The 23,405-nt window shown below is 55.9% G+C and carries 20 protein-coding genes; 11 read left to right on the top strand and 9 right to left on the bottom strand.

Translation table 11 applies throughout. From position 1 onward, the window contains the following. The first annotated feature begins 16 nt into the window (after window positions 1-16). Together ACT3RR_RS07685 and ACT3RR_RS07680 are read left to right on the top strand one after the other, a co-directional pair. Window positions 17-1,654, top strand: coding sequence for an FGGY-family carbohydrate kinase (locus ACT3RR_RS07685; protein ID WP_100937188.1), 1,638 nt, complete (start codon window positions 17-19; stop codon window positions 1,652-1,654). Between the two features lies 1 nt (window position 1,655). Further along, window positions 1,656-2,273, top strand: coding sequence for an SIS domain-containing protein (locus ACT3RR_RS07680; RefSeq protein ID WP_496200033.1), 618 nt, complete (start codon window positions 1,656-1,658; stop codon window positions 2,271-2,273). Between the two features lie 17 nt (window positions 2,274-2,290). Here ACT3RR_RS07680 and ACT3RR_RS07675 read toward each other — a convergent pair whose 3' ends face one another. Continuing rightward, window positions 2,291-3,712 carry an aminotransferase-like domain-containing protein gene (locus tag ACT3RR_RS07675; RefSeq protein ID WP_353502334.1) on the bottom strand — a complete coding sequence of 474 codons (1,422 nt, stop codon included), beginning with the start codon at window positions 3,710-3,712 and terminating at the stop codon, window positions 2,291-2,293. 367 nt (window positions 3,713-4,079) lie between these two features. Between ACT3RR_RS07675 and spy the strand changes: the two genes are divergently transcribed. From spy to ACT3RR_RS07660, 3 genes are all read left to right on the top strand, one after another. Next, entirely contained in the window at window positions 4,080-4,580 is a 501-nt protein-coding gene (spy, locus tag ACT3RR_RS07670; protein ID WP_496200032.1) for an ATP-independent periplasmic protein-refolding chaperone Spy, read from the top strand. A 307-nt stretch (window positions 4,581-4,887) separates the two neighbouring features. Beyond that, the gene (locus ACT3RR_RS07665) at window positions 4,888-6,954 is read left to right on the top strand and encodes a carbon starvation CstA family protein (RefSeq protein WP_485900884.1); all 2,067 of its coding nucleotides are present in this window, start codon (window positions 4,888-4,890) and stop codon (window positions 6,952-6,954) included. Continuing rightward, window positions 6,947-7,252: a YbdD/YjiX family protein gene (locus tag ACT3RR_RS07660; RefSeq protein WP_496200031.1), complete on the top strand. Its 306-nt coding sequence runs from the start codon at window positions 6,947-6,949 to the stop codon at window positions 7,250-7,252. The genes ACT3RR_RS07665 and ACT3RR_RS07660 overlap by 8 nt, the downstream gene beginning before the upstream one ends. A gap of 747 nt (window positions 7,253-7,999) precedes the next feature. Here the strand turns inward: ACT3RR_RS07660 and kdgT are convergent. Together kdgT and fsa are read right to left on the bottom strand one after the other, a co-directional pair. Continuing rightward, window positions 8,000-8,998 carry a 2-keto-3-deoxygluconate transporter gene (gene kdgT, locus ACT3RR_RS07655; RefSeq protein ID WP_353502338.1) on the bottom strand — a complete coding sequence of 333 codons (999 nt, stop codon included), beginning with the start codon at window positions 8,996-8,998 and terminating at the stop codon, window positions 8,000-8,002. A gap of 323 nt (window positions 8,999-9,321) precedes the next feature. Then, the gene (gene fsa, locus ACT3RR_RS07650; RefSeq protein ID WP_100937193.1) at window positions 9,322-9,987 is read right to left on the bottom strand and encodes a fructose-6-phosphate aldolase; all 666 of its coding nucleotides are present in this window, start codon (window positions 9,985-9,987) and stop codon (window positions 9,322-9,324) included. A gap of 154 nt (window positions 9,988-10,141) precedes the next feature. Here fsa and ACT3RR_RS07645 point away from each other — a divergent pair, with 154 nt between their 5' ends. The 4 genes from ACT3RR_RS07645 (at window position 10,142) to osmB (ending at window position 14,817) form a co-directional block, all read left to right on the top strand. Next, the gene (locus ACT3RR_RS07645) at window positions 10,142-11,041 is read left to right on the top strand and encodes a glycyl-radical enzyme activating protein (protein ID WP_496200030.1); all 900 of its coding nucleotides are present in this window, start codon (window positions 10,142-10,144) and stop codon (window positions 11,039-11,041) included. A 5-nt stretch (window positions 11,042-11,046) separates the two neighbouring features. Then, complete coding sequence (locus ACT3RR_RS07640; protein WP_496200029.1) at window positions 11,047-13,479, top strand: formate C-acetyltransferase/glycerol dehydratase family glycyl radical enzyme; 2,433 nt, start codon at window positions 11,047-11,049, stop codon at window positions 13,477-13,479. A 55-nt stretch (window positions 13,480-13,534) separates the two neighbouring features. Next, window positions 13,535-14,281, top strand: a complete 747-nt coding sequence (locus ACT3RR_RS07635) for a DeoR family transcriptional regulator (RefSeq protein ID WP_496200028.1) — start codon at window positions 13,535-13,537, stop codon at window positions 14,279-14,281. 308 nt (window positions 14,282-14,589) lie between these two features. Then, window positions 14,590-14,817: an osmotically-inducible lipoprotein OsmB gene (osmB, locus tag ACT3RR_RS07630; RefSeq protein WP_034791472.1), complete on the top strand. Its 228-nt coding sequence runs from the start codon at window positions 14,590-14,592 to the stop codon at window positions 14,815-14,817. Between the two features lie 235 nt (window positions 14,818-15,052). Here the strand turns inward: osmB and yciH are convergent, their stop codons facing one another. Beyond that, window positions 15,053-15,382, bottom strand: coding sequence for a stress response translation initiation inhibitor YciH (gene yciH, locus ACT3RR_RS07625; RefSeq protein ID WP_353502342.1), 330 nt, complete (start codon window positions 15,380-15,382; stop codon window positions 15,053-15,055). A gap of 9 nt (window positions 15,383-15,391) precedes the next feature. Further along, complete coding sequence (pyrF, locus tag ACT3RR_RS07620) at window positions 15,392-16,120, bottom strand: orotidine-5'-phosphate decarboxylase (protein ID WP_353502343.1); 729 nt, start codon at window positions 16,118-16,120, stop codon at window positions 15,392-15,394. A 202-nt stretch (window positions 16,121-16,322) separates the two neighbouring features. Between pyrF and ACT3RR_RS07615 the strand changes: the two genes are divergently transcribed. Continuing rightward, window positions 16,323-16,604 (top strand): Arc family DNA-binding protein, encoded by a 282-nt coding sequence (locus ACT3RR_RS07615; protein WP_100937199.1) that lies wholly within the window; start codon window positions 16,323-16,325, stop codon window positions 16,602-16,604. Window positions 16,605-16,877: 273 nt separating this feature from the next. On the opposite strand, the gene lapB is transcribed toward ACT3RR_RS07615, so the two are convergent. The 3 genes from lapB to pgpB all read right to left on the bottom strand — a co-directional run bounded on the left by lapB (window position 16,878) and on the right by pgpB (window position 19,407). Then, on the bottom strand, window positions 16,878-18,047 hold the full coding sequence (gene lapB, locus ACT3RR_RS07610; RefSeq protein ID WP_353502344.1) for a lipopolysaccharide assembly protein LapB: 1,170 nt from the start codon (window positions 18,045-18,047) through the stop codon (window positions 16,878-16,880). A gap of 6 nt (window positions 18,048-18,053) precedes the next feature. After that, a complete protein-coding gene (locus tag ACT3RR_RS07605) occupies window positions 18,054-18,365 on the bottom strand; it encodes a LapA family protein (RefSeq protein WP_353502345.1) in 312 nt (103 codons plus the stop codon). Between the two features lie 271 nt (window positions 18,366-18,636). Beyond that, the gene (gene pgpB / locus ACT3RR_RS07600) at window positions 18,637-19,407 is read right to left on the bottom strand and encodes a phosphatidylglycerophosphatase B (RefSeq protein WP_486030527.1); all 771 of its coding nucleotides are present in this window, start codon (window positions 19,405-19,407) and stop codon (window positions 18,637-18,639) included. Window positions 19,408-19,847: 440 nt separating this feature from the next. On the opposite strand from pgpB, the gene ribA reads away from it, so the two are divergent. After that, entirely contained in the window at window positions 19,848-20,438 is a 591-nt protein-coding gene (gene ribA, locus ACT3RR_RS07595) for a GTP cyclohydrolase II (protein WP_353502347.1), read from the top strand. Window positions 20,439-20,510: 72 nt separating this feature from the next. Here the strand turns inward: ribA and acnA are convergent, their stop codons facing one another. Beyond that, a complete protein-coding gene (gene acnA / locus ACT3RR_RS07590) occupies window positions 20,511-23,186 on the bottom strand; it encodes an aconitate hydratase AcnA (protein WP_496200027.1) in 2,676 nt (891 codons plus the stop codon). Window positions 23,187-23,405: the final 219 nt, after the last annotated feature.

The following is a 23,405-nucleotide window of genomic DNA, read 5'->3' as shown; positions in this document are numbered from 1 at the left end:
ATTAAGGGAAAGAAACATGGCGAGTTATTTTATTGGCGTTGACGTCGGGACAGGCAGTGCTCGCGCAGGCGTGTTTGATATGACGGGACGCCGGGTGGGTCAGGCCAGCCGCGATATTACCTTATTCCGCCCTAAAGCTGATTTTGTCGAGCAGTCTTCCGACGAGATCTGGCAAGCAGTGTGTAACGCGGTAAAAGACGCGATGAGTCAGGCCGATATCAACCCGATTCAGGTGAAAGGCTTGGGCTTCGACGCCACCTGCTCACTGGTAGTGCTGGATAAAGAAGGTAAACCGCTGACCGTCAGCCCGTCCGGGCGCAACGAGCAGAATATCATTGTATGGATGGACCACCGCGCCATCACGCAGGCCGAGCGCATCAACGCCACCGGCCACCGCGTGCTGGAGTTCGTCGGCGGTATTATCTCGCCTGAAATGCAAACGCCAAAACTGCTGTGGCTGAAGCAGCACATGCCGAGCACCTGGAACAACGTAGGTCATCTGTTTGACCTGCCAGACTTCCTGACTTGGCGCGCCACGCAGGACCCAACCCGCTCTCTCTGCTCCACCGTCTGTAAGTGGACCTATATCGGTCACGAAGACAGGTGGGATCCGAGCTATTTCAAACAGATCGGGCTGGAAGATTTGCTGGAAAACAACGCGGCGAAAATCGGCAGCGAAGTGAAAACCATGGGCCAACCTTTGGGCCATGGGCTGACTCAACGCGCCGCCAGTGAAATGGGCCTGATGCCCGGCACGGCGGTGAGTGTGTCAATCATCGATGCCCACGCGGGCAGTTTGGGGATCTTAGGGGCCAGCGGCGCATCTGGCGAAACGGCCGACTTTGACCATCGTATCGCGCTGATTGGCGGCACCTCGACGGCGCACATGGCGATGTCACGCAGCGCGCGCTATATCAGCGGCATCTGGGGACCATACTACTCGGCGATCTTGCCGGATTACTGGCTGAACGAGGGCGGGCAGTCCACCACCGGCGCGCTTATCGACCACGTAATTCAGTCGCACCCTTGCTATCAGGATCTGCTGAAACAGGGCAAAGACAGTGGCAAAACTATTTATGAAGTGCTGAACGGCATTCTGCGCAAAATGGCCGGCGAGCCGGAGAACATCGCCTTCCTGACCAAAGATATTCATATGCTGCCCTACTTCCACGGCAACCGTTCGCCGCGCGCAAACCCAACGCTGACCGGCACCCTGACTGGCCTCAAACTGTCGCGCACCCCGGAAGATATGGCGCTGCACTATTTGGCGACCATTCAGGCGCTGGCGTTAGGCACGCGCCATATCATTGAAACCATGAATCAGAGCGGCTACTCCATCGACACCATGATGGCGAGCGGCGGCGGCACCAAGAACCCGGTGTTTGTGCAAGAGCACTCCAACGCCACGGGCTGCGCGATGTTACTGCCGGAAGAGAGTGAAGCCATGCTGTTGGGCAGCGCCATGATGGGCACCGTGGCCGCCGGAGCCTATGACTCCCTGCCGGAAGCCATGGCGGCGATGAGCCGCATTGGTAAAACCGTGACGCCGCAGACCAACAAAATTAAAGAGTATTACGACCGCAAATATAAGGTGTTCCATGAGATGTACCACGACCACATGAAATACCGCCGCCTGATGCAGGAGGATGTTTGATATGTCGCCATCCCTTGACGCCAATGAGTGGCAGCTAGCCTGTGCGGGCTGGCAGACCTATAGCCAAGAGATTCTGGCCTTACAGCAGAATATCGACCAGCAGGTCTGGCAGCGTGTGCTCAACACCCTCGCGGAATGTAAAGGTAAGATAGCCGTGACCGGCGTCGGCACCTCGGGTATCGCGGCACGCAAAGTGGCGCACATGCTGGCCTGTGTCGAGCAACCGGCGATTTACCTCAATCCGACTGACGCCGCCCACGGCGATCTCGGTTTCCTGCGCAGCGACGACGTGGTTATCATGATTTCGCGAGGGGGGAATTCGGAAGAGCTGACTCGTCTGTTGCCAACCCTTGCCAGCAAAGGGGTGACGCTGATTAGCGTGACGGAGAATCTGGATTCGGCCATTGCGCTGGCTTCAAAGCTGGTGTTGAAGACCCATATCCAGCGGGAAATTGACCCGCTGGATATGCTCGCCACCACCTCGATTGTGCTGGTGCTGGCTATCTTCGACGCGATTTGTGGCTGCATCATGCTGCGCAACGGCTTTGATAAGCAGACGCTGCTGACGGTTCACCCCGGCGGCAACGTTGGTAAAACCTTGCGTGAGAATGAAGCCTAGTCGCCTTTCAGATCAGGTCAGTGCTTCAGCTCGTCAGTCACAATATTGGCAATAATCTGGATGGCCCGCGCGGTGTGCGGGCCCCATTCAAACGAGGTATTGATACGAATACAGTGCCGGTAGCGATCGTCCACCGCGAACATGGTGCCGGGCGCAATGCTCACTCCCTGCGCCAGCGCACGCTGATAGACCTTCGCCGCATCCACCTTTTCGCCTAAATCCAGCCATAAAAAATATCCCCCTTGCGGCTGAGACACAGACACGCTCGACGGAAAAGTCTCGGTGATGGCGTTGAACATCGCCATTTGTCTCTGTTCCAGCTGGCGACGCAGGCGGCGCAGATGGGTGTCATAGCCGCCCTGCTGCATATAGTCGGCCAACGCCAGCTGAACCGGCACGCTGGCTGACAAGGTGCTCATCAGCTGCAATCGCTGGATGCGCGCGGCGTAGGCCCCCGCCGCCACCCAGCCAACGCGAAAGCCGGGAGCCAGACATTTTGAGAATGAGGAGCAGTGCAGAATTTCACTGCGATTTTCCGACGCTTTGAGCGGCATAGGTCGCTCACCGCCGAAGTACAGCTCGCCATAAACATCATCTTCAATCAGCGCCACGCCGTGGGCCTGCAAAATCGCCACCAGCCGGGCCTTCTTCTCTACCGACAGCGTGCAGCCGAGAGGGTTCTGGAAGTTGGACATCAGCCAGCAGGCTTTGATCGGATAGGTATCTAGCGCCTGCTCCAAGGCGTCGAGATCCATGCCGTTGCGCACGTCGGTCGGGATCGCCACGGCTTTCAGCTTACGGCGCTCAATCGCCTGTAGCACCCCATAGAACGCGGGCGACTCAATCGCCACCCAGTCTCCCGGCTCGGTGACGGCTTGCAGGCTGAGGCCCAGCGACTCCATGGCCCCCGAGGTAATGACAATTTCGTCCGGCGGCACTTCCATGCCGTTTTGGGCGTAACGCTGGGCTATGTTGCGGCGCAGCTCTTCGTTGCCCGGCGGCAGGTTGGCCATGGCGCTATGAGGCGACATACGGCGCACCGCGCTGGCCAGGGAGCGGGCAAGGCGCGGCTGGGGGAACAAAGTTGGGTCCGGGAATGCCGAGCCTAAAGGCACCACCGACGGGTCTTGGCCGCCTTTGAGAATGTCGAAAATGGCGTCATTAACATCCACCTGCTCGGCGGCGTGCAGAGTTTGATTGGCGCGGCGATTCAGCTCGCGCACCTTGCGCGGCGCGACGTAATAGCCCGACTGCGGCCGGGCAACGATTACGCCCTGACTTTCCAGCAGCTGGTACGCCTGTAGGACGGTCATCAAGCTCAGGCCGGACTGTTTACAGCTATCTCGCAGCGACGGCAGTTTGTCGCCGGGCAGCCACACCTGTGAATCAATCTGCCGACGCAGGGTCTGCGCCAGATTTTCATAACGAGAAAGTGCCATAGAGTCATTCACTGTTATAGATAATGTTAATGAAATGCCAACTATTATAGGCAGATTGGTTAATTCATGGCGAACGAAACCGAGGTTAAACGGAGAATGATTAGTTTAGGTGTCGTCTGGTGGCCAAACATTAACCGTGATAATGTTTTTGCAACCCGCTTTGCGGTCGGATAATTCTGAGCAAGTGCTAAGGGATCGTTTGCAACCTTACGCTTTCTAAACGTTTTCTCCACTTTCGGCGGAAAAACGTTAGCGCACCTTTCACTCTTTTACATCTTCCTCGTATTACTATTCATTCATAGGTTTAGACTTTCCTTCGTCAACACAAAACGGGCAACGTGCCTGAAACCCTATGAGGAATCTAATAATGCGTAAACTTACCGCAATGATTGTGGCTTCAACTCTGGCTCTGAGCTCGGCTTCTTTCGCTTTCGCCGCTGACACTACGCCAGCACCTGATGCACCTGCCCCTCAAGGCAAAATGATGCACCATAAAGGCCCGCACCACATGAACCCGTTCGCTGGCCTGAACCTGACTGAGCAGCAAAAAACTCAGATGAAAGAGATCATGAAAGACAACGGCGCACGCCCTGACCGCGCGGCCATGAAAGCGCAGATGGACACCATGCACGGCCTGGTCGCCTCTGACAGCTTCGATGAAGCCAAAGTGAAATCGCAGATTGATACCATCACCCAGGCGCAGTCCCAGCACATGCTAGAACGCGCCCGTGCTGAGAACAAAATGTACAACCTGCTGACGCCAGAGCAGAAGAAACAGTTCAATGAGAACTACCAGAAGCGCGCTGAGAAAATGGAAAAAATGCGCGACCATAAACCAGGCCAGCCAAAACCGGCTGCTGCTGAATAATCGCTTAACCGCTCAGGCTCAACCGGTCAGCCCTGCTGGCCGGTTTTTTTGTATTTATTCATCTTATTGCGCATTTTTTCTGTACTCCCCGCCCCCTTACCCAACGAAATCCCAAGCCATATCACAATTCTGTTGTTCTCATTTCACCTGTCGCCGCCAAGCCACTACCTTAAAACTGGGATTTAAGCTGATCGTTCAGGAACTTCTGCGCTGCGGTTGAGCATGTTCCATTCATACCTCACCCAAACTCTGCACCTATAAAACATAAAACGGGCCTACAGGACCCGTGACACAAGGAGTAGTACACATGAAAAGCGTCAAGTCTGGGATAACCTGGCTGGTAGTGGCGTTAATCGGCGCCTTTGCCTTTGGCATGTTGGCCCTCAGCCGTGGAGAGCACGTCAACGCGGTGTGGCTGGTAATAGCCGCCATTGCTTGTTACAGCATCGCCTATCGTTTCTACAGTCTGTTTATCGCCAAGAAAGTGTTCGAACTGGATGACCGCCGCATGACGCCCGCCGAGCGCCACAATGACGGTCTGGACTATGTTCCCACCAATAAATGGGTGCTGTTCGGCCACCACTTTGCAGCAATTGCCGGTGCAGGCCCGCTGGTCGGCCCGATCCTGGCCGCGCAGATGGGCTTCTTGCCGGGCACTATCTGGATCCTGGTCGGCGTGATGCTGGCGGGCGCGGTGCAAGACTTCCTTATTCTGTTCATCTCAACCCGCCGCGATGGTCGCTCGCTGGGTGAAATGGCCAAGCAGGAGCTGGGGCAATTCGCCGGAGTGATCACCATGCTAGGCGCGCTGGGCGTGATGATTATTATCCTGTCCGCGCTGGCTCTGGTGGTGGTTAAAGCGCTGGCAGACAGCCCGTGGGGCCTGTTCACCATCGCCGCCACCATTCCCATCGCGCTGTTTATGGGCGTTTATATGCGTTTCCTGCGCCCGGGCAAAATTGCCGAAGTATCGATTATTGGCTTCGTGCTGATGATGCTGGCGATTATTTACGGCGGCAACGTAGCGGCGGATCCTTACTGGGGGCCGTTCTTCACGCTGCACGGCACCACGCTGACCTGGGTGTTGGTGATTTACGGCTTTATCGCCTCGGTTCTGCCGGTTTGGCTGCTGCTGGCCCCGCGTGATTACCTCTCTACCTTCCTGAAAATCGGCGTCATTGCCGGGTTGGCGGTGGGCATCGTATTTGCTATGCCTGAAATGAAAATGCCCGCGGTAACTAAGTTTATCGACGGCAGCGGCCCGGTGTTCTCCGGCGGCCTTTTCCCGTTCCTGTTTATCACCATTGCCTGCGGCTCCATTTCGGGTTTCCACGCGCTGGTTTCCAGCGGCACCACGCCTAAGCTGGTCGAGCGCGAAAGCCATATCCGCTTTATCGGCTACGGCGCGATGCTGATGGAGTCCTTCGTGGCGATTATGGCGATGATCTGCGCCTCGGTTATCGATCCGGGCGTCTATTTCGCCATGAACTCACCGGCAGCGCTGATTGGCACCACGGTAGAGAGTGCCTCTCAGGTGATTAACAGCTGGGGCTTTGTGGTGACGCCGGACACGCTGGCGCTGATTGCCAAAGACGTGGGTGAGAACTCCATTCTCTCCCGCGCCGGTGGCGCACCGACCTTTGCCGTGGGCATGGCGCACATCATCACCGAAGTGTTTAATAGCCGCGCCATGATGGCGTTCTGGTATCACTTCGCCATCCTGTTCGAAGCCCTGTTCATCCTTACCGCCGTGGATGCCGGTACCCGCGCCTGCCGTTTTATGGTGCAAGACTTGGTGGGCGTCGCCGTGCCTTCGCTGGCCAATAACCGCTCTTGGGTTGGCACTATAGCCGGAACCACCGTGGCGGTCGCTGGCTGGGGCTTCTTTGTCTATCAGGGCGTGGTCGACCCACTGGGCGGCATAAACACGCTGTGGCCGCTGTTTGGTATCGGCAACCAGATGCTGGCGTCGATGGCCTTGATCCTCGGCACCGTGGTGCTGTTTAAAATGAAGAAGCAGCGCTATGCGTGGGTAACCATTCTGCCGACCGTGTGGCTGTTTGTGACCTCTATGACGGCGGGCTGGCAGAAGATTTTCCACGAGAAGCCGTCGATCGGTTTCCTCGCTCAGGCGAAGAAATTCTCGGCAGGCATCGACAGCGGTGAAATCATTAAACCGGCCAAAACTCTTGCCGATATGCACACCATCGTGATTAACAATCAGATCAACGCCGCGCTGTGCGCCTTCTTTATGCTGGTCGCCGTCACCATGCTGGTGTCGTCGTTCTTCGTGATCCGCCGCGCACTGAACTCCGCCACCCCGACCGTGCATGAAACCGCCGTGGTACAACGCCGGGAGGCCCGCAATGTCTGAAAACTGTTTACTGTTGAAAGCGCCGCGGCCCGCGGCGTTCGTCATCCATCACTGCCAGCCGCTGTTTGTGGTCGAGCCTCGCCCAAAGAACGCTTTGCAGTGGCTAAGACTCGCCGGACGCCGCGCCGCCCAAAGCTTCCGGCTGATGGTTGGAGTGCAGGATTACGGCAACTACGTGGCGCACTTTCGCGTTCGCCACCCAAGAGGCACCCCGCTGTCGGAACGCGAGTTTCATCGCAGATGTTTGGAAGCCAGATTTCCGAGTGAAGGCGGCAAGATGGGGAAATGCCCATGTTAGGATCAGGTGGGTGAACTGCTGTTCACCTTTTTAAGTTTAAGGTCAAGGTCGTGCGCTGCCGCCACACCGGCCTTAAGGTCAAAACCGTGGGCTCGCCGCCCACACTGGCCCAAAGGTCAAGGTCGTGCGCTGCCGCCACACCGGCCTTAAGGGGCGCCTATCGCCGCGCCCCTTAAGAATCCCCGGCTCTTTACTGCGCGCTCCGCTCGCTGGACGGACGTGTTTCAGGGGCTTCCGTTATTCACCGCAAAATGTCGCCGCTTAGGCGGTGCCTTCGCTTCAGGCTTCGAGCCATAGGTCTCGAACCGTTCGCTCAGCGCCATTTTTGACTGCGGTTTAGAGGCATCTCAGCCGTGCCGTTTCAGTGATTTTGCTTTGCTCCTCCGCTATTTAGGAGATGAGCAGAAAAAAAATCCACTGAAACGGCACGGTATAAATGCCAGTAAGTCGCGTTCAGAAGTGACGCCGAGCAAGAGGTGGAAAACCGCGCGTTAGTTTGCGCGGGTTGTAATCCCGCCGCGAGGGAACCGCCTAAGCGGCGCCACTTCGCGGCGAACACAATGGCCGCTGGAACATGTCCATTCCAACCCTGCGCAGCCTCGATCTTGCAGCAGCAAAAAAACGCAGGATTCCAAAGGGTTTCGTTTAAAACCCTTTGGGCCAGTGTGGGCGGCGAGCCCACGGTTTTGAATTTGAATTTGAATTTGAATTTGAAGTTAAAAAGCGCCCCCGGGCAGCAGCCCCTACTTACTTAATTCTCGCCATTTGGTCATCCAAATTCACTTTCCCCTTGATGGCTTTGTTCTTCACTCTGCGCGACCACATCGCGGTAATAATCGGTACCAGAATCGAGGTTACGATGACCGAGGTGGCGACCAGCGCGGTGGCTGCCGGGGCGGCGGCTTTGAACTGGGGGACCATCTCGGCGATTAACACCGGGGTGGCGACGGCGGCTCCGGCGGAACTTGATGCTGCGATGCCTGCCGTGCCGTCACCTCCACCGATAAACTTGTCGGCCAGAATCAGCGGGATGCCGGTGACGATAATCACCGCGATACCCAGTGCGATACCTAACAGGCCGGTTTGTGCAATCACCGCCAGATTGATGGTATTCCCCAAAGCGAAAGCGAAGAATGGGATCAGCGTCTGCACGGCTTTGCCGAAGAACTCGCGCAATTCAGAATCAAGATTACCCAACGCAAACCCAACCAGGAAAGGCAGAACGGCGCCGACGAATACGTGAGGTTCGAAAGAGGCGATACCGGCAGTGCCGAGGATGATCATGGTCATCAACGGGCCGGATTCCAGAGACATCAGCACGAAAGCGCCCGCCTCTTCTTTGGTGCCGTATTGCTGCATCACCGAGGCGTACAGGCCGCCGTTGGTCATATCCATCGCCGCCACTAAGGCCAGCGTAGACAGCCCGGCGAAGAAGCCAAACTCGACGCCGTTTTCCGGAATAAAGTGCGACGCCAACGCGGCGACCACCCAGGCCACGGCGATTTTAGTCACCACCAGCGTGCCGGATTTACGCAGCACCGTCCCCGTGGCGCTGAGCTTGATTGACGCGCCCATACAGAAGAACCACACCGCCAGAATCGGCACGGTGCCGGAAATCAGCCCGTTGGTGAATGACCCGAAATATTTACCCGCGTCCGGCGCAAAGGTATGGCAAAGGGCACCGATAAACAGCGGCACCAGCATCATCCCACCGGGAATTTTTTCTATAGCACGTTTGATTTGCATGTTGTTTCCACCTGATCGTTTTATTCGCTCACGGCACTGTTTTGCCAGCGCCGGGCGGTGTTGTAGTGAAAGCTAGGGTTAAGGGTGTAACGTGCCATTCCCGGTTGGCGTGACGACTTGGTTCTCTCATCGGCTCTTTCAATGATCGCTAAGGTATCCATTTCCGGAAGTTATAAAAGTGATCAAACACATATTTTTGAAACGACGTTTCTTTTTTATAGATCGCTAGTTTCATTTAAATGTCTGGAGGATTTTCAGGCATAAAAAAACCCGCGTCGGGGATGCCGAGGCGGGTTAGATAAGTCGATGAGTAGAGTGCGGAATTAATCCAGCGTGCTGCGCCCGAAAGCCTGTTGCCAGTCATTGTCGAACTGCGCCACGGCGGCGGTCACGGCGGGCGTGGTCAGCAGCTGCTCGGCGACGTCCACCGGCAGAGTGATTGACTGACAGCCCGCGAGCAAGCAGTCCATCGCCTGACGCGGCGTGCGGAAACTGGCGGCCAGCACTTTAGCGCCGGGCGCATGCAGGCTCAGTAGCTGTTGCAGCTCTGTCACCATGGCGATGCCGTCACCGCCCTGCGCGTCCAGACGGTTGACATAGGGCGCGACATATTCCGCCCCGGCCAGCGCAGAAAGTAACCCCTGCCCCGCGCCATAAACCGCCGTTCCCAGCGTGGGAATGTTCATCAGCTTGAGCTTTTTGATCGCCGCCAAGCCTTCCGCCGTCACCGGAACTTTGACCACTAAACCCGGCACGCGCTGGGTCATGCTCACCGCTTCGGCAACCATTTGCTCGGCATCAGACGCCAGCACCTGCGCAAAGAGTTTGCCGGTTCCGCCCAGAGCATCACGCAAGGCAGGCAGGACTTCCCATAGCGATTTGCGCTCTTTCGCCACAATGCTCGGGTTGGTAGTAACACCCTGCAACGGCAGGATGCGTGATAGTCGTTTTACCGCGCCAACGTCGGCGGTATCCAGATAAAGCTCCATCCCTCTCTCCTTAAACTTGTGAACCAAAACAAAGTATCGATGAGTCTACTCTTTCAAACGCCTATTTTGTTGATCGCAGTCAAAATCACTTTCGAATGAAAGTAGCTTAATTGCGAAAGAAAATAAATAGGCCGTTTTTGCTTGGAGTACCTCGATGATTTTTAACCTTCAACGCTATTCAACCCACGACGGGCCGGGAGTGCGTACCGTGGTGTTCCTCAAAGGCTGTTCTCTGGGCTGCACCTGGTGCCAGAACCCGGAGAGCCGCTCGGCCGAGCCGGACATTTTGTTCGACCCGCGCTTATGCAGTGAAGGCTGCAGCTACTGCGCCAGCGCCTTTCCGCACGCTATTAATGTAGAAGACGGCAAGCTGATTATCCGCCGCGAGAACTTCAGCGCCGCCGACCGGGCCGCCATTGAGCGCGTCTGCCCCGCCGGGGCCTTGAGCCTGTGCGGCGAGTCGGCGGATGTAGACCATCTGATGCAGCAGATCCTGCGCGACAAAGCCTTCTATCTGCGCACCGGCGGTGGCGTCACCCTATCTGGCGGCGAGCCTTTCATGCAGCCGCAGGTGACTCACCGGCTATTGCAACGCTGCCGCCAAGAGGGGTTGCACACGGCGGTTGAAAGCTGCCTGCACGTGCCGTGGAAATACATCGAACCCTCACTGGACGTGCTGGATCTGCTGCTGGCCGACTTAAAGCACGTAGATGAAACGGCGTTTGAACGCCTGACCGGCGGCTCGGCCAAGCGCGTGCTGGATAATTTCCGCCGACTGGCTCATGCCGGGCAGTCGCTGATTGTCCGCGTGCCGCTGATCCCTGACTTCAATGCCGACCGCGCCTCGGTACGGGCGATTGTCGACTTCGCCGCTGAGGAAACCGGCTGCCAGGAGATCCATTTTCTGCCTTACCACACGCTGGGCATCAATAAATACGCTCTGCTCAACCAACCCTATCTGGCCCCGCGCCAGCCGCTGAATGACCCCGATCTGCTGACGTTTGCCCAAGATTACGCCGCCGAAAAGGGGCTGACTGCCCTACTAAGAGGATAATAATAATGACTCAACTGAAGCTGGAACATCTGTCTGACCGCATCAAAGCACACAAAGAGGCGCTGATTCATATCGTCAAACCGCCTATCTGTACCGAACGCGCGCAGCACTATACCCATGTTTATCAACAGCATGCCAACAAACCGCTGGCCGTGCGCCGGGCAATGGCGCTGGCCGAGCATCTGCAACAACGCACCATCTGGATTAAGCACGACGAGTTAATCATCGGCAACCAAGCCAGTGAAGTGCGCGCCGCGCCGATTTTCCCTGAGTACACTGTCGGCTGGATTGAAAGTGAAATTGACGCACTGGGCGACAGGCCGGGAGCCGGTTTCTCGGTCAGCGAAGCGAACAAGGACATCCTTCACCAGCTGTGCCCGTGGTGGCGCGGCCAGACGGTTCAAGATCGCTGCTACGGCATGTTCACCGATGAGCAGAAGGCCCTGCTCGACAGCGGCATCGTCAAGGCGGAAGGCAATATGACCTCCGGCGACGCGCATCTGGCGGTCAACTTCCCGCTGCTGCTCGATCTCGGGCTGGACGGGCTGCGCAACAAAGTGGCCGAGCGCCGCGAACGGCTGCAACTCACCGACTGGGAAGACCTGCATAAAGAGCAGCTGCTGAAGGCGATTGATATCACGCTAGCGGCGGTGGGCGAGCACATCCTGCGTTTTGCTGCGCTGGCGCGGAAAATGGCGGCGACGGAGAGCCGCGAAGCGCGCCGCAGCGAACTGCTGAGCATGGCCGAAAACTGCGAGCTTATTGCCCACCAGCCGCCGCAGACCTTCTGGCAGGCGTTGCAGCTGTGCTACTTCATCCAACTGATTCTGCAAATCGAATCCAACGGCCACTCGGTCTCCTTCGGTCGCCTCGACCAATATCTCTATCCTTACTATCGCCGCGATGTGGAAGTGGCTGAAACCCTGAGCCGCGATGCCGCCATTGAGCTTTTACAAAGCTGCTGGCTGAAGCTGCTGGAGGTCAACAAAATCCGCTCCGGCACCCACTCCAAAGCCTCGGCGGGCAGCCCGCTGTACCAAAATGTCACCATTGGCGGCCAGCAGTGGCGCGACGGCCAGATCAGTGACGCCGTCAACCCACTCTCTTACGCCATTCTGGAGTCATGCGGCCAGTTGCGCTCTACCCAGCCCAATCTCAGCGTGCGCTATCACGCCGGGATCAGCGATGACTTCCTCGACGTCTGCGTACAGGTGATTCGCTGCGGCTTCGGCATGCCGGCTTTCAATAATGATGAAATTGTCATTCCTGAATTCATCAAACTCGGCGTCGAGCCGCAGGACGCCTATGACTACGCCGCGATTGGCTGCATCGAAACCGCCGTCGGCGGCAAGTGGGGCTATCGCTGCACCGGCATGAGTTTCATCAACTTCGCCCGCGTAATGCTAGCGGCGCTGGAGCAAGGCAAAGACGCCAAAAGCGGCCGCTGCTTCCTGCCGCAGCAGCGCGGGCTGTCGCTGGGTAACTTCGACAATTTCGAACAGGCCTTCGCCCAGTGGGATGAGCAGATCCGCTACTACACCCGCAAATCGATTGAAGTGGAGTGCGTGGTGGATACCGTGCTGGAAGAAAATGCCCACGACATCTTATGCTCGGCGCTGGTTGATGACTGCATTGAGCGCGGCAAAACCATCAAACAGGGTGGTGCGAAATATGATTGGGTGTCGGGCTTACAGGTGGGGATCGCCAATCTGGGCAACAGTCTGGCAGCAGTCAAAAAGCTGGTGTTCGAGCAGGGTCAGGTTGGTCAGCAAGAGCTGGCGGCGGCGCTGGCGTCCGACTACGACGGGCTAGACGGCGAGCGCCTGCGCCAGCGACTCATCAACGGCGCGGACAAATATGGCAATGACTGCGACGAGGTAGACGACCTGCTGGTTCGCGCTTATCAGTGCTATATCGACGAGCTGTCGAACTATCACAACACCCGATTTGGGCGCGGCCCGATTGGCGGCACCTATTACGCGGGCACCTCATCAATTTCCGCCAACGTGCCTTTCGGCGCCGCCACCACCGCCACGCCGGATGGTCGCAAAGCCTTCACCCCGCTGGCTGAGGGTGCCAGCCCCTCTTCCGGTACGGACCATCTTGGGCCAACGGCGGTGTTCAACTCCCTCGGAAAACTGCCGACCGAGGCGATCCTCGGCGGCGTGTTGCTCAATCAGAAGTTGAACCCGGCTTCGCTGGAAAACCCGCACGACCGGCAAACGCTGATGCTCATGCTACGCACTTTCTTTGAAGAGCATCGCGGCTGGCACGTGCAGTACAACATTGTGTCGCGCGAAACTTTGCTGAAAGCCAAAGAGACGCCGCAGCATTACCGGGATTTAGTGGTGCGCGTCGCCGGATACTCGGCATTTTTCACGGCCTTATCACCTGAAGCACAGGATGATATCATCGCCCGTACCGAGCACTCGCTCTAACCCTTCCCTACCACAATGCGGGTAATCGACAGGTTGCCCGCTGTTTCGGAATCGCATGAACGACAGACAGCAGATTATTTTGCAATGGGTGAATGATAAACAGCGGGTTAGCGTCAGCACGCTGGCGCAGGTATGTCAGGTATCAGAAGTGACCATTCGCCATGATCTGACTTTGCTCGAAGGGCGCAACTATCTGCGCCGAGAGCACGGGTTTGCCGTGGCGGTGCAGACCGATGATGTGGACCAGCGCATGATGTCCAATTTTGGCCGCAAGCAAAAGCTGGCCCAATATGCCGCGTCGCTGATCCAAGAGGGTGAAACCGTATTTTTCGAAAGCGGCAGCAGCGTCGCGCTGTTGGCGCAATATCTGAGTGATAAGCGCAGCCTGACGGTGGTCACGGTCAGCAGCTACATCGCCACCCTATTAAAAAGCATGCCGTGCGAGGTGATTTTGCTCGGCGGGATGTATCAGAAAGCCAGCCAGACGCTGGTCGGCCCCCTGACCAAACTCTGCTTGCAGCAGGTCAACTTCAGCAAAGCATTTATTGGTATCGACGGCTATACCCCTGAAACCGGCTTCACCGGCCGCGATATGCTGCGCGCCGACATCGTCAACGCCGTGCTGGCCAAAGGCGTGGAAAATATCGTGCTGACCGATTCCAGCAAGTTTGGCCAGATAACCGGCCACTCCCTCGGCCCTATGCGCCACATCAGCCGGGTGATCACCGATGACCAACTTGCCATCCCCGTGAGGCAGCATCTCACCAGCGCCGGGATTACGGTGGATTGCATCAGCCAATAATGAGGTTTTTGTGCTTTGACCCAAAGACTTTGCAGTGAATTAGGACTATTCACCTAGTGCAAAAATGCCAATTTCATTAGTTTTATTCCACTGGGTCGCTATTGCGCCCGGTGAAAATGTGAAATTGAGCAAGTTGAGATAACTGTTTGACCCACTCTGAATATTGTTAGTTTTTCGCGGAGGTCTCGCGTTAAACACCCAGGTGATAGCGGCAATATTGCGTTGGTTAATTTCTCAGCGAAATATTGGTTATTACCTATACTTATGAGTGTGTCGGAGAGTTAATCCTATTAAGGAGAGTTACCATGATGCAATTATCAAGTCTTACTTCTAAACGTATTGCCAGCATTGCTTTAGTGATGACCTTGGCAATGTCAGTCACTGCTTGTGGCAACTGGTCTAAACGCGACCGTAATACCGCCATTGGTGCGGGTGCCGGTGCATTGGGTGGTGCAGTACTGACCGATGGCAGTACTTTAGGGACATTAGGTGGTGCAGCAGTCGGCGGGATCGTAGGACATCAGGTCAGTAAATAGTAGTAAAGAATGGTTAAAGCAGAATAAAGGATTAAAACAAAAATAGGTTATTTGCTTTTTTCAGGTCTTTTTAATTTGTCTTCTACTAAGAAGACAAACCGGTATTCTCAAGATGCTGCTTTGATGAGAGAGCAGCATTTTGGCAATCACGTTTTTAATTTGTCTTTCCGGGTGAAATCGGCAAAAAAATAAAAATTTTTGCCGATTTAGCGCTGCCTCTGACATGCAGCCAATATCAGCCACCGGCTAATTTCACCTTCATGCCTTTGGCTTCAAGCAGCTGTTTGAGCAAATCCCGCTTATCCCCCTGAATCTCGATCACCCCCTCTTTCACCGAACCGCCGCAGCCGCACTTCTTCTTCAGCTCAGCAGCCAGTTTCTCCAGATCGGCGTCATCACCGTCTACGCCGGTGATCAGGCAAACGCCCTTGCCTTTGCGCCCGCTGGTCTGGCGCTGAATACGCACAATACCGTCACCTTTCGGGCGTTCTACTTTGGCTTTTGGCTCATCAATTCGGCCGGTATCTGTGGAGTACACCAGACGGCTGTTATCATCATTTTTCATTGGCTGGCCTTAACGCAGTGAAGCGCGAATATCACGCAGAGTCTGGGCTGGATCGGCAGATTGGGTGATCGGACGCCCAATCACCATATAGTCGACGCCCGCCGTCAGTGCCTCAACGGGAGTCATCACGCGACGCTGGTCGTCGGCTTTGCTGCCCGCCGGGCGGATCCCTGGCGTCACCAGTTTAAACTCTTGCCCCAGCGCGGCTTTGAAACGGCTGGCTTCCTGCGCGGAGCACACCACGCCGTCCAGGCCGCAGTCGCGTGTCAGGCGCGCCAAACGCTCGGCGTAGTCCGCCGGAGAGAGTTGAATACCTAGATCAGCCAAATCGCTGCCTTCCATGCTGGTCAGCACGGTGACGGCAATCAACAGGGGCGCGTCGGCCCCGAATGAGGTTAACGCCTCTTTGGCGGCAGTCATCATGCGTGCCCCGCCGCTGGCGTGAACATTCACCATCCACACGCCGAGATCGGCGGCGGCAGCCACCGCGTGGGCGGTAGTGTTAGGAATGTCGTGGAATTTCAAATCGAGGAATACGTCAAAACCGCGTGATTGCAGGTCTTTAACGATTTGCGGGCCGAAGTGGGTGAACATCTCTTTACCCACTTTTAGACGGCAATCGCGCGGGTCGATGCGATCGGCAAAGGCCAGCGCCGCCGACTTATCGGCGTAGTCGAGAGCAACGACAATGGGTGAGGATTTTAAGTCATTGTTATGGATATTATTTTCAGACTTCATGTCGTCAACCTCTTGTCAGTTTTTAAGGATATCGGGCTAAGGCAAATTCATCAGTGGAAAAAGCCGCCCGCATTTTACCTGTCATCTCCCCTAAATCCCAGTCGCGCGTTGTGTTACATTTTTATGAATTATTTGTTACACACTAGACAGCTTAACTTTGCTGACATAGCGTAAAGCTTTAGGCTGAAGGAAATAGAATAAAATGAGCGAGATATCTACCCTGACCATCAAGATACCTGTGGAATTAAAAGAGTTAATTCGTGCCGCAGCGGCTGAATCAGAGCGTTCATTAAGTGCCGAAGTGTGCGAGCGCCTAGAGGAAAGCTTTGCACCGAAGGGGAAAAAGGCCGCCAAAAATCCAGAACATGAAATCGACAACCAGCACACCAGCGAAAACACCGAACCGGCGCTGACTCAAAAAGAGATCAAAAAACTCCGCACCCTGCTGGTCTCCGTTCGCAAGACCATCAGTAAGAAGAAGTAGTCTTTATAGGTAGCAACATAAGCAGCAATGCCGAAGGCTCCTCAAAATCATTCGAGTTGTATCAAGGCGGCAATTGAACGAAGCCCGCGACAGCTCGAATAACAGAGGTAGATGCAGGAAGTTTTCGCCCTACCCGATCACCGGAAATCCTCTAAGTCATTCGTGTTGGGTCAAGGCGGCAACGATGTGAATCCCCAGGAACTGACAAAAGTCAGTGACTGGGGTGAGCAGAGGAAGCCAACGCAGAAGCAGCGCGAAGGACGACGAGGATTTTTATTGGCCGTCGAGACCACGGATAGGCTTGATGGTCGACCAAGCACGGCAAGACGGGCAATGCCAATACAACGAATGCGCGGTAAACCCACACTTATGGCAGCGATAGCGCGGCTTAGTGCGGATCTGCTCCCCTACCATGTCACGCAGTAAGACCAGACTCTCCTTGGCACGCCCCTCTTCTGCATCCGCCAGATGGTAATCCATCAGGTGATGGAACACGCGCATGGTCGGATGGCGCTGAAGCTGGCGGTTGATGTACAACTGCGCTACTTCGCGGCCTTCGGCTTGCTGGATTATCTCAGCCAGAATCAGCTCGGCGCTGGCCCCGGTGTTTTCATCCACGCAGCGTTTGAGGAATTCGGCCCACGCCTGCAGCTGGCCTAAGTGCTGATAGCACTCTTGCAGCATCGGCAAGGTTTCGCTCACCAGCTCTTTATCTTGCTCCAGCACGCGTTTTAAGGCGTCCGCGGCCTTAGCGTAGTCGCCCTGAGCCATCAGGATGCGACCCTGCATGATCGAGACGCGGGCGCAGAGTTTGTCGGCCGAGGCGGCTTTCTTCAGCAGGCCGGTGGCTTTATCTAGGTCGTCGCTGGACATGGCTTGCAGCGCCAGTTCACACCAGAAATGGGCAATCTCTTTGCGGCGATTGTCTTTACCCAGCTTAACCAGACGCTCGGCCACCTCGATGGCGCTTTGCCAGTCGCTGGTCGCCTGATGAATGACCAACAGCTGCTCCAGAGCAAAGACTTGGTAGTCCTGCTCTTTCACCAGCTGGTTGAACATGTCTTCTGCGCGGTCATACAGCCCGGCAGCCATGTAGTCACGGCCCAGTTGCTGCACGGCAAGCAGACGTTGTTCGAAGGTCAGCGAGGCGCTTTCCATCAATGACTGATGGATGCGGATGGCGCGGTCAACTTCACCACGCGAACGGAACAGGTTGCCCAGCGTTAAGTGAGCCTCGACGGTACTGCTGTCCTCTTTAAGCATTTCAAGGAACAGGTCGACGGCTTTATCTTGTTGGTTGGACAGCAAAAAGTTAACGCCCGCCACGTACTCACGCGACAGGCGGTTAGCATTTTCCTGTTTATCCTGCTGAGAACTTCTGCGCCCCATGTACCAGCCATAGGCGGCCGCAACGGGCAACAACAGAAACAGCAGCTCTAACATAAAGGATTATTCCTTACTGATAACAGTAGGCGTGACAGTGGGAACAACCACAGGTTCAGGTTCGATTTGCTGTTCCAGACGCTTGATTTTACGCTGAGCGCGGCCTAGAGACAGGCGAACGCGCAGATAGAACAGACCACAGATCACCCAACCCAGCACGAAGCCGGTCGCAAATAGCACAGCCAGCAGCGTGGAGACGCGATAGTCGCCCTGCGCCAGCAGATAATTGAAAGTTACCACCTGATCGTTGTGGGCGCCGAGGGTGATGGATATCACCAACACGACCAACACAACTAAAAATATCAGCAAATATTTCACATTCATTCCTGTAATGCCGGATGTACCGGATGAATTATGCCAAAAATACGCGTCCTAACCTAATAAGTTAGCATTTCCAAACAAAGCTGGGAAATGCTCAGAACGGATAAAACCGACTTAGGATAAACTTCAGACAAAAGCGTAGCATAACTCCCTATTTGGCCTAGCGCCCCACAGTAAAAAGGGCGTGATAGTTAATATATGGGGACGCCACTCCCCGGTTAAAAGGGTAAACGGCCAGTTGTTGCCCTGCGCCGTCTACCCTGAGGGGCTATTTTGTCTCTTCGGCCTCGCGCTCGGCTATCTCGCGCTGCTCTGCCGGAGGCGGCTTGAGTGGCCCAATAAACCTTTCCGTCAGCCAACAGGCGATGATCACCAGCACCGCGCTTATGGCGGTAGAGGCCATCAAGTCTCGCGGCCAGTGCATGCCGAGCATCAAACGGCTGCCCATTACAATTACTGCCCAGGCCATCATAAAGGCCACGGTTTTGAAGTGGCGACGCGGCCAGAGAATACCCAGAGCCAGCAGCGCCCAGGTAGCGGCGAACATGGTGTGGCCCGATGGGAAGGCGTAGCCAGTGTCACTCTGCCAGCTCTTTTTCAGCCATTTCGGCAGGTCGCTGTCATCCCCCAGCAAGGCTTTCACCTCTTTGCCCCGCTCCTTGCCTTTCATGGCGTAGAACTCCAGCACGTCCATCTCATGAGAAGTGCCCAGCCATGCCACATAAGGGCGCGGCTCCTTGACCTCTGCCTTGATGAAATCCTTCACATACTGGCCGATGACAACGGACGCGCAGAGAATAACCACCAGCATTACCGCCGCCTTGAGCCGGAAACGCAGGCACCACAGGAACCAGGCGCAAAACACGAGGGTGGTGAGAATGCCCCAAGGCTCACTCACGGTTTCCGTCACCCAGAACAGCGGGCGCAAAATGTCCGGATTCAGCCCCGGCGTCCATAACCATCCCGAAGCCCACACGACGGCGGGCATGGCCAATAGAATCACTGTGCCTAGCAAGACACGTCTGACAATGTGATACATAAGCATCCTTAAACAGCCAAAGAATCGCAGTGTAACAATCTTGTTACTGCTTAACATCTAATAAGAAAATCGGCTTTTGCTGCGACCGATAATTCATAACTTATGACGTAATCATTCAAATATTCGCGCTAAGCGCCGCTGCGATTTGTGGCAGAATATTCATAGGATTGTTGCAATCTCTGCTGTCGCTGAGATTTTTACTGGTCAATCCGCGCATTGGAACGTAGCATGCGCAACAATAAATAAAATACTGAACGTTAATAAACACTCTATCACCCTCACCTGCGACCCCGCGCTAAGATTGCGATGAAATGACGCAACCCGGCATGAAAGATGAGGAGTTACTCAGCATTATTCGCGCTGCGGCAAGGCAGTAACCGAATGAATGAGAGTCGCTAACGCAGCCCCAGCGTGAAGGATGAAGAGTATTGGAGTATAAAATGCAGCTGAAACGTGTGGCAGAAGCCAAATTACCTACACCATGGGGTGATTTCCTGATGGTGGGTTTCGAAGAACTGGCAACCGGTCACGACCATCTGGCACTGGTTTTTGGTGATATTACTGGCGACACGCCGGTACTCGCTCGCGTTCATTCCGAATGCCTGACGGGAGACGCGCTGTTCAGCCTGCGCTGTGATTGTGGTTTCCAACTGGAAGCCGCGCTAAATCATATCGCCGAAGAAGGACGTGGCATTCTGATGTACCACCGCCAGGAAGGTCGTAACATCGGTTTGCTGAACAAAATCCGCGCCTATGCATTACAAGATAAAGGCTACGACACCGTAGAAGCCAACCACCAGCTAGGCTTTGCCGCCGATGAGCGTGACTTCACCCTGTGTGCCGATATGTTCAAGCTGCTGGGCGTCCCTGCCGTTCGCCTGTTGACCAACAACCCGAAAAAGGTCGAAATCCTCACCGAAGCCGGGATCAACATCGTCGAGCGCGTGCCGCTGATCGTCGGCAAAAACCCGAAAAACGAACACTATCTGGCAACCAAAGCCGCCAAGATGGGCCACCTGTTAGAAAAGTAATCTTGGTGTAGGTTGAATGCTAAAAAAGCCCCTTACGGGGCTTTTTTCATTTCATCGCCAAACTGACGGGACTTAGAGCATTTTGCGGATCACATAGTGCAGGATGCCGCCGTTCTCGAAGTAGGTCAGCTCATTGCCGGTGTCGATACGGCAACGGGCATCGACGGTTTCGACATGGCCGTCGGCGAAGGTGATTTTAACTGGCACCGTCTGGCCCGGCTTGAGGGACTGCATACCGCTGACGCTGATGGTTTCGTCACCCGTCAGTTTCAGCGTTTTGCGCGTCACGCCCTGTGGGAATTCCAGTGGCAGGATGCCCATGCCGATCAGGTTCGAACGGTGGATACGCTCGAAGGATTCGGCAATCACCACGCGAACGCCCAGCAGGCGAGGGCCTTTCGCTGCCCAGTCGCGGCTGGAGCCGGAGCCATACTCTTTACCGGCGATAACCGCCGTCGGCACGCTTTCATGCTGATAACGCATGGCGGCGTCGTAAATCGCCAACTGGTCCTGAGACGGAATGTGGCGAGTGAAGCCCCCTTCCACGCCCGGCACCATTTCGTTGCGAATACGGATGTTGGCGAAGGTCCCGCGCATCATCACTTCATGATTACCACGGCGAGAACCGTAGGAGTTGAAGGATTTTGGCGGTACGCCGTGCTGCTCTAAATAGCGTCCTGCCGGGCTTTCAGCCTTGATGTTCCCCGCCGGTGAAATGTGGTCGGTGGTCACCGAGTCGGCCAGTATCGCCAGAATACGCGCGTCTTTGATGTCCTCTACCGGGTCCGGTTGGGCTTTCATGTCGCTGAAGAACGGCGGATGGCGGATGTAGGTAGAATCTTCCTGCCACGCGTAGGTTGGTGTGCCTTCGACCTTGATAGCCTGCCAGTTGGCGTCGCCGTTGAACACTTCGGCGTACTCTTTGTGGAACATGTCGGTTTTCACCTGCTCCACGGCTTTGGCAATCTCATTGGCTGACGGCCAGATGTCTTTCAGGTAGACCGGCTTGCCGTTTTGGTCCTCGCCCAGAGGATCATGGGTCAAATCAACCTTCATGTTACCCGCCAGCGCGTAGGCCACCACCAGCGGCGGAGAAGCCAGCCAGTTGGTTTTAATCAGCGGGTGAATACGCCCTTCGAAGTTACGGTTGCCGGAAAGCACCGCGCCGACGGTCAGGTCGCCCTCTTTGATCGCCGCCTCAATCGGGTCAGGCAGTGGGCCTGAGTTCCCGATACAGGTGGTACAGCCGTAGCCGACGAGGTTGAAGCCGAGCTTTTCCAGATGCGGCATCAGGCCAGCGGCGTTGAGGTAGTCGGTCACCACTTTCGAGCCGGGGGCTAGCGAGGTTTTCACCCAAGGTTTACTGGTTAAGCCGCGATCCGCCGCGTTCTTCGCCAGCAGGCCCGCCGCCATCAGCACGCTCGGGTTGGAAGTGTTGGTACAAGAGGTGATGGCCGCAATGACCACCGCGCCAGTGGTGAGCTGGTGGTGCTGGCCGTCGAGGGTGAAGCTTTCAGACTGGCTCTGCTTGCCTTTGGCATTGCCGATCTCCAGCTCGGTCGCGGCATTGAAGGCTTTTGGCACATTCGGCAAGGCGACGCGGTCCTGCGGGCGTTTCGGACCAGCGAGGCTCGATTCCACCAGCGACATGTCGAGTTCCAGCGAGCTGGTGAAGATTGGCTCGTCGCCCTCGTGACGCCATAGGCCCTGCGCGCGGCTGTAGGACTCGACCAGTGCGATCTGTTCGTCACTGCGCCCGCTGAGTTTCATGTAGCTGAGGGTCACTTCGTCAACCGGGAAGAAGCCGCAGGTCGCGCCGAACTCAGGGGACATATTGGCAATGGTCGCGCGGTCGGCCAGCGGCAGGTCCGCCAGGCCGTCGCCATAGAACTCGACGAATTTGCCCACCACGCCGTGCTTACGTAGCATCTGGGTGACCGTCAGCACAAGGTCGGTGGCGGTGATGCCTTCGCTCAGTTTGCCGGTGAGTTTGAAGCCCACCACGTCTGGGATCAGCATGGAAACCGGCTGGCCGAGCATCGCGGCTTCTGCCTCGATACCGCCCACGCCCCAGCCGAGAATGCCGAGGCCGTTAATCATGGTGGTGTGGGAGTCGGTGCCGACTAGGGTGTCAGGATAGGCGACGGTGCGGCCGTCAATCTCTTCGTGCCAGACGGTTTGGCCGAGATACTCAAGGTTGACCTGGTGACAAATCCCGGTGCCCGGCGGGACAACGCGGAAACGGTTGAAGGCCTTTTGCCCCCAGCGCAGGAAAATGTAACGCTCGTGGTTACGTTCCATTTCGAGACGGACGTTTTCGTCAAATGCCTCGTCATCGCCGAACTCATCCACGGTGACCGAGTGGTCAATAACCAAATCCACCGGGGAGAGTGGATTGACTTGGTCGACATTCCCACCCAGTCGCTTGACCGCCTGGCGCATGGCCGCGAGGTCAACCACGGCGGGAACGCCGGTGAAATCTTGCATCAGTACACGGGCCGGTCGGTAGGCAATTTCGCGGTCGGCGTGGCCGGCTTTCTGCCAATCCACCAGCGCCTGTAAATCCTCTTCGGTGACAGTGTCACCATCGACGTTACGCAGTAAATTTTCCAGCAGGACTTTTAGAGATTTTGGCAGGCGTTGAATGTCACCCAGCTTTTGTGCCGCTTTCGGCAGGCTGTAATAGTGATATTCCTTATCGAGGGCTGCCAGCTTATCCTGACTATTCTTGCGAAGATCGGACGACATAGCTTCTCCTTTTTATAACGCTTATCTTTCAGACTTCTGTTCTTTCTCAATGCTTTTCAAGGCGTTTTACCTCAAAAAGTGCAAAGCGGGTGAAAGACCAATAACCGGACGGTCAATAAGTCCACTTATAAAGATAACACAAATTCTGGTTAACATTTTGATAACAACACGAAGTGTTCATCACTTGCCGTATGCCACCCTGCTGATACAGGATGGCAT

Source organism: Ewingella sp. AOP8-B2-18 (assembly GCF_052376015.1).
GTDB lineage: Bacteria > Pseudomonadota > Gammaproteobacteria > Enterobacterales > Enterobacteriaceae > Ewingella > Ewingella allii.
Note: the sequence above shows the minus strand (reverse complement) of the source record. Positions and strands in the feature narration are given on the sequence as shown.

Excerpts from the sequence above, each read along its gene's own strand:
- ACT3RR_RS07685 (WP_100937188.1), top strand. The coding sequence starts at position 17 with ATGGCGAGTTATTTTATTGGCGTTGACGTCGGGACAGGCAGTGCTCGC.
- ACT3RR_RS07680 (WP_496200033.1), top strand. The coding sequence starts at position 1,656 with ATGTCGCCATCCCTTGACGCCAATGAGTGGCAGCTAGCCTGTGCGGGC.
- ACT3RR_RS07675 (WP_353502334.1), bottom strand. The coding sequence starts at position 3,712 with ATGGCACTTTCTCGTTATGAAAATCTGGCGCAGACCCTGCGTCGGCAG.
- spy (WP_496200032.1), top strand. The coding sequence starts at position 4,080 with ATGCGTAAACTTACCGCAATGATTGTGGCTTCAACTCTGGCTCTGAGC.
- ACT3RR_RS07665 (WP_485900884.1), top strand. The coding sequence starts at position 4,888 with ATGAAAAGCGTCAAGTCTGGGATAACCTGGCTGGTAGTGGCGTTAATC.
- ACT3RR_RS07660 (WP_496200031.1), top strand. The coding sequence starts at position 6,947 with ATGTCTGAAAACTGTTTACTGTTGAAAGCGCCGCGGCCCGCGGCGTTC.
- kdgT (WP_353502338.1), bottom strand. The coding sequence starts at position 8,998 with ATGCAAATCAAACGTGCTATAGAAAAAATTCCCGGTGGGATGATGCTG.
- fsa (WP_100937193.1), bottom strand. The coding sequence starts at position 9,987 with ATGGAGCTTTATCTGGATACCGCCGACGTTGGCGCGGTAAAACGACTA.
- ACT3RR_RS07645 (WP_496200030.1), top strand. The coding sequence starts at position 10,142 with ATGATTTTTAACCTTCAACGCTATTCAACCCACGACGGGCCGGGAGTG.
- ACT3RR_RS07640 (WP_496200029.1), top strand. The coding sequence starts at position 11,047 with ATGACTCAACTGAAGCTGGAACATCTGTCTGACCGCATCAAAGCACAC.
- ACT3RR_RS07635 (WP_496200028.1), top strand. The coding sequence starts at position 13,535 with ATGAACGACAGACAGCAGATTATTTTGCAATGGGTGAATGATAAACAG.
- osmB (WP_034791472.1), top strand. The coding sequence starts at position 14,590 with ATGCAATTATCAAGTCTTACTTCTAAACGTATTGCCAGCATTGCTTTA.
- yciH (WP_353502342.1), bottom strand. The coding sequence starts at position 15,382 with ATGAAAAATGATGATAACAGCCGTCTGGTGTACTCCACAGATACCGGC.
- pyrF (WP_353502343.1), bottom strand. The coding sequence starts at position 16,120 with ATGAAGTCTGAAAATAATATCCATAACAATGACTTAAAATCCTCACCC.
- ACT3RR_RS07615 (WP_100937199.1), top strand. The coding sequence starts at position 16,323 with ATGAGCGAGATATCTACCCTGACCATCAAGATACCTGTGGAATTAAAA.
- lapB (WP_353502344.1), bottom strand. The coding sequence starts at position 18,047 with ATGTTAGAGCTGCTGTTTCTGTTGTTGCCCGTTGCGGCCGCCTATGGC.
- pgpB (WP_486030527.1), bottom strand. The coding sequence starts at position 19,407 with ATGTATCACATTGTCAGACGTGTCTTGCTAGGCACAGTGATTCTATTG.
- ribA (WP_353502347.1), top strand. The coding sequence starts at position 19,848 with ATGCAGCTGAAACGTGTGGCAGAAGCCAAATTACCTACACCATGGGGT.
- acnA (WP_496200027.1), bottom strand. The coding sequence starts at position 23,186 with ATGTCGTCCGATCTTCGCAAGAATAGTCAGGATAAGCTGGCAGCCCTC.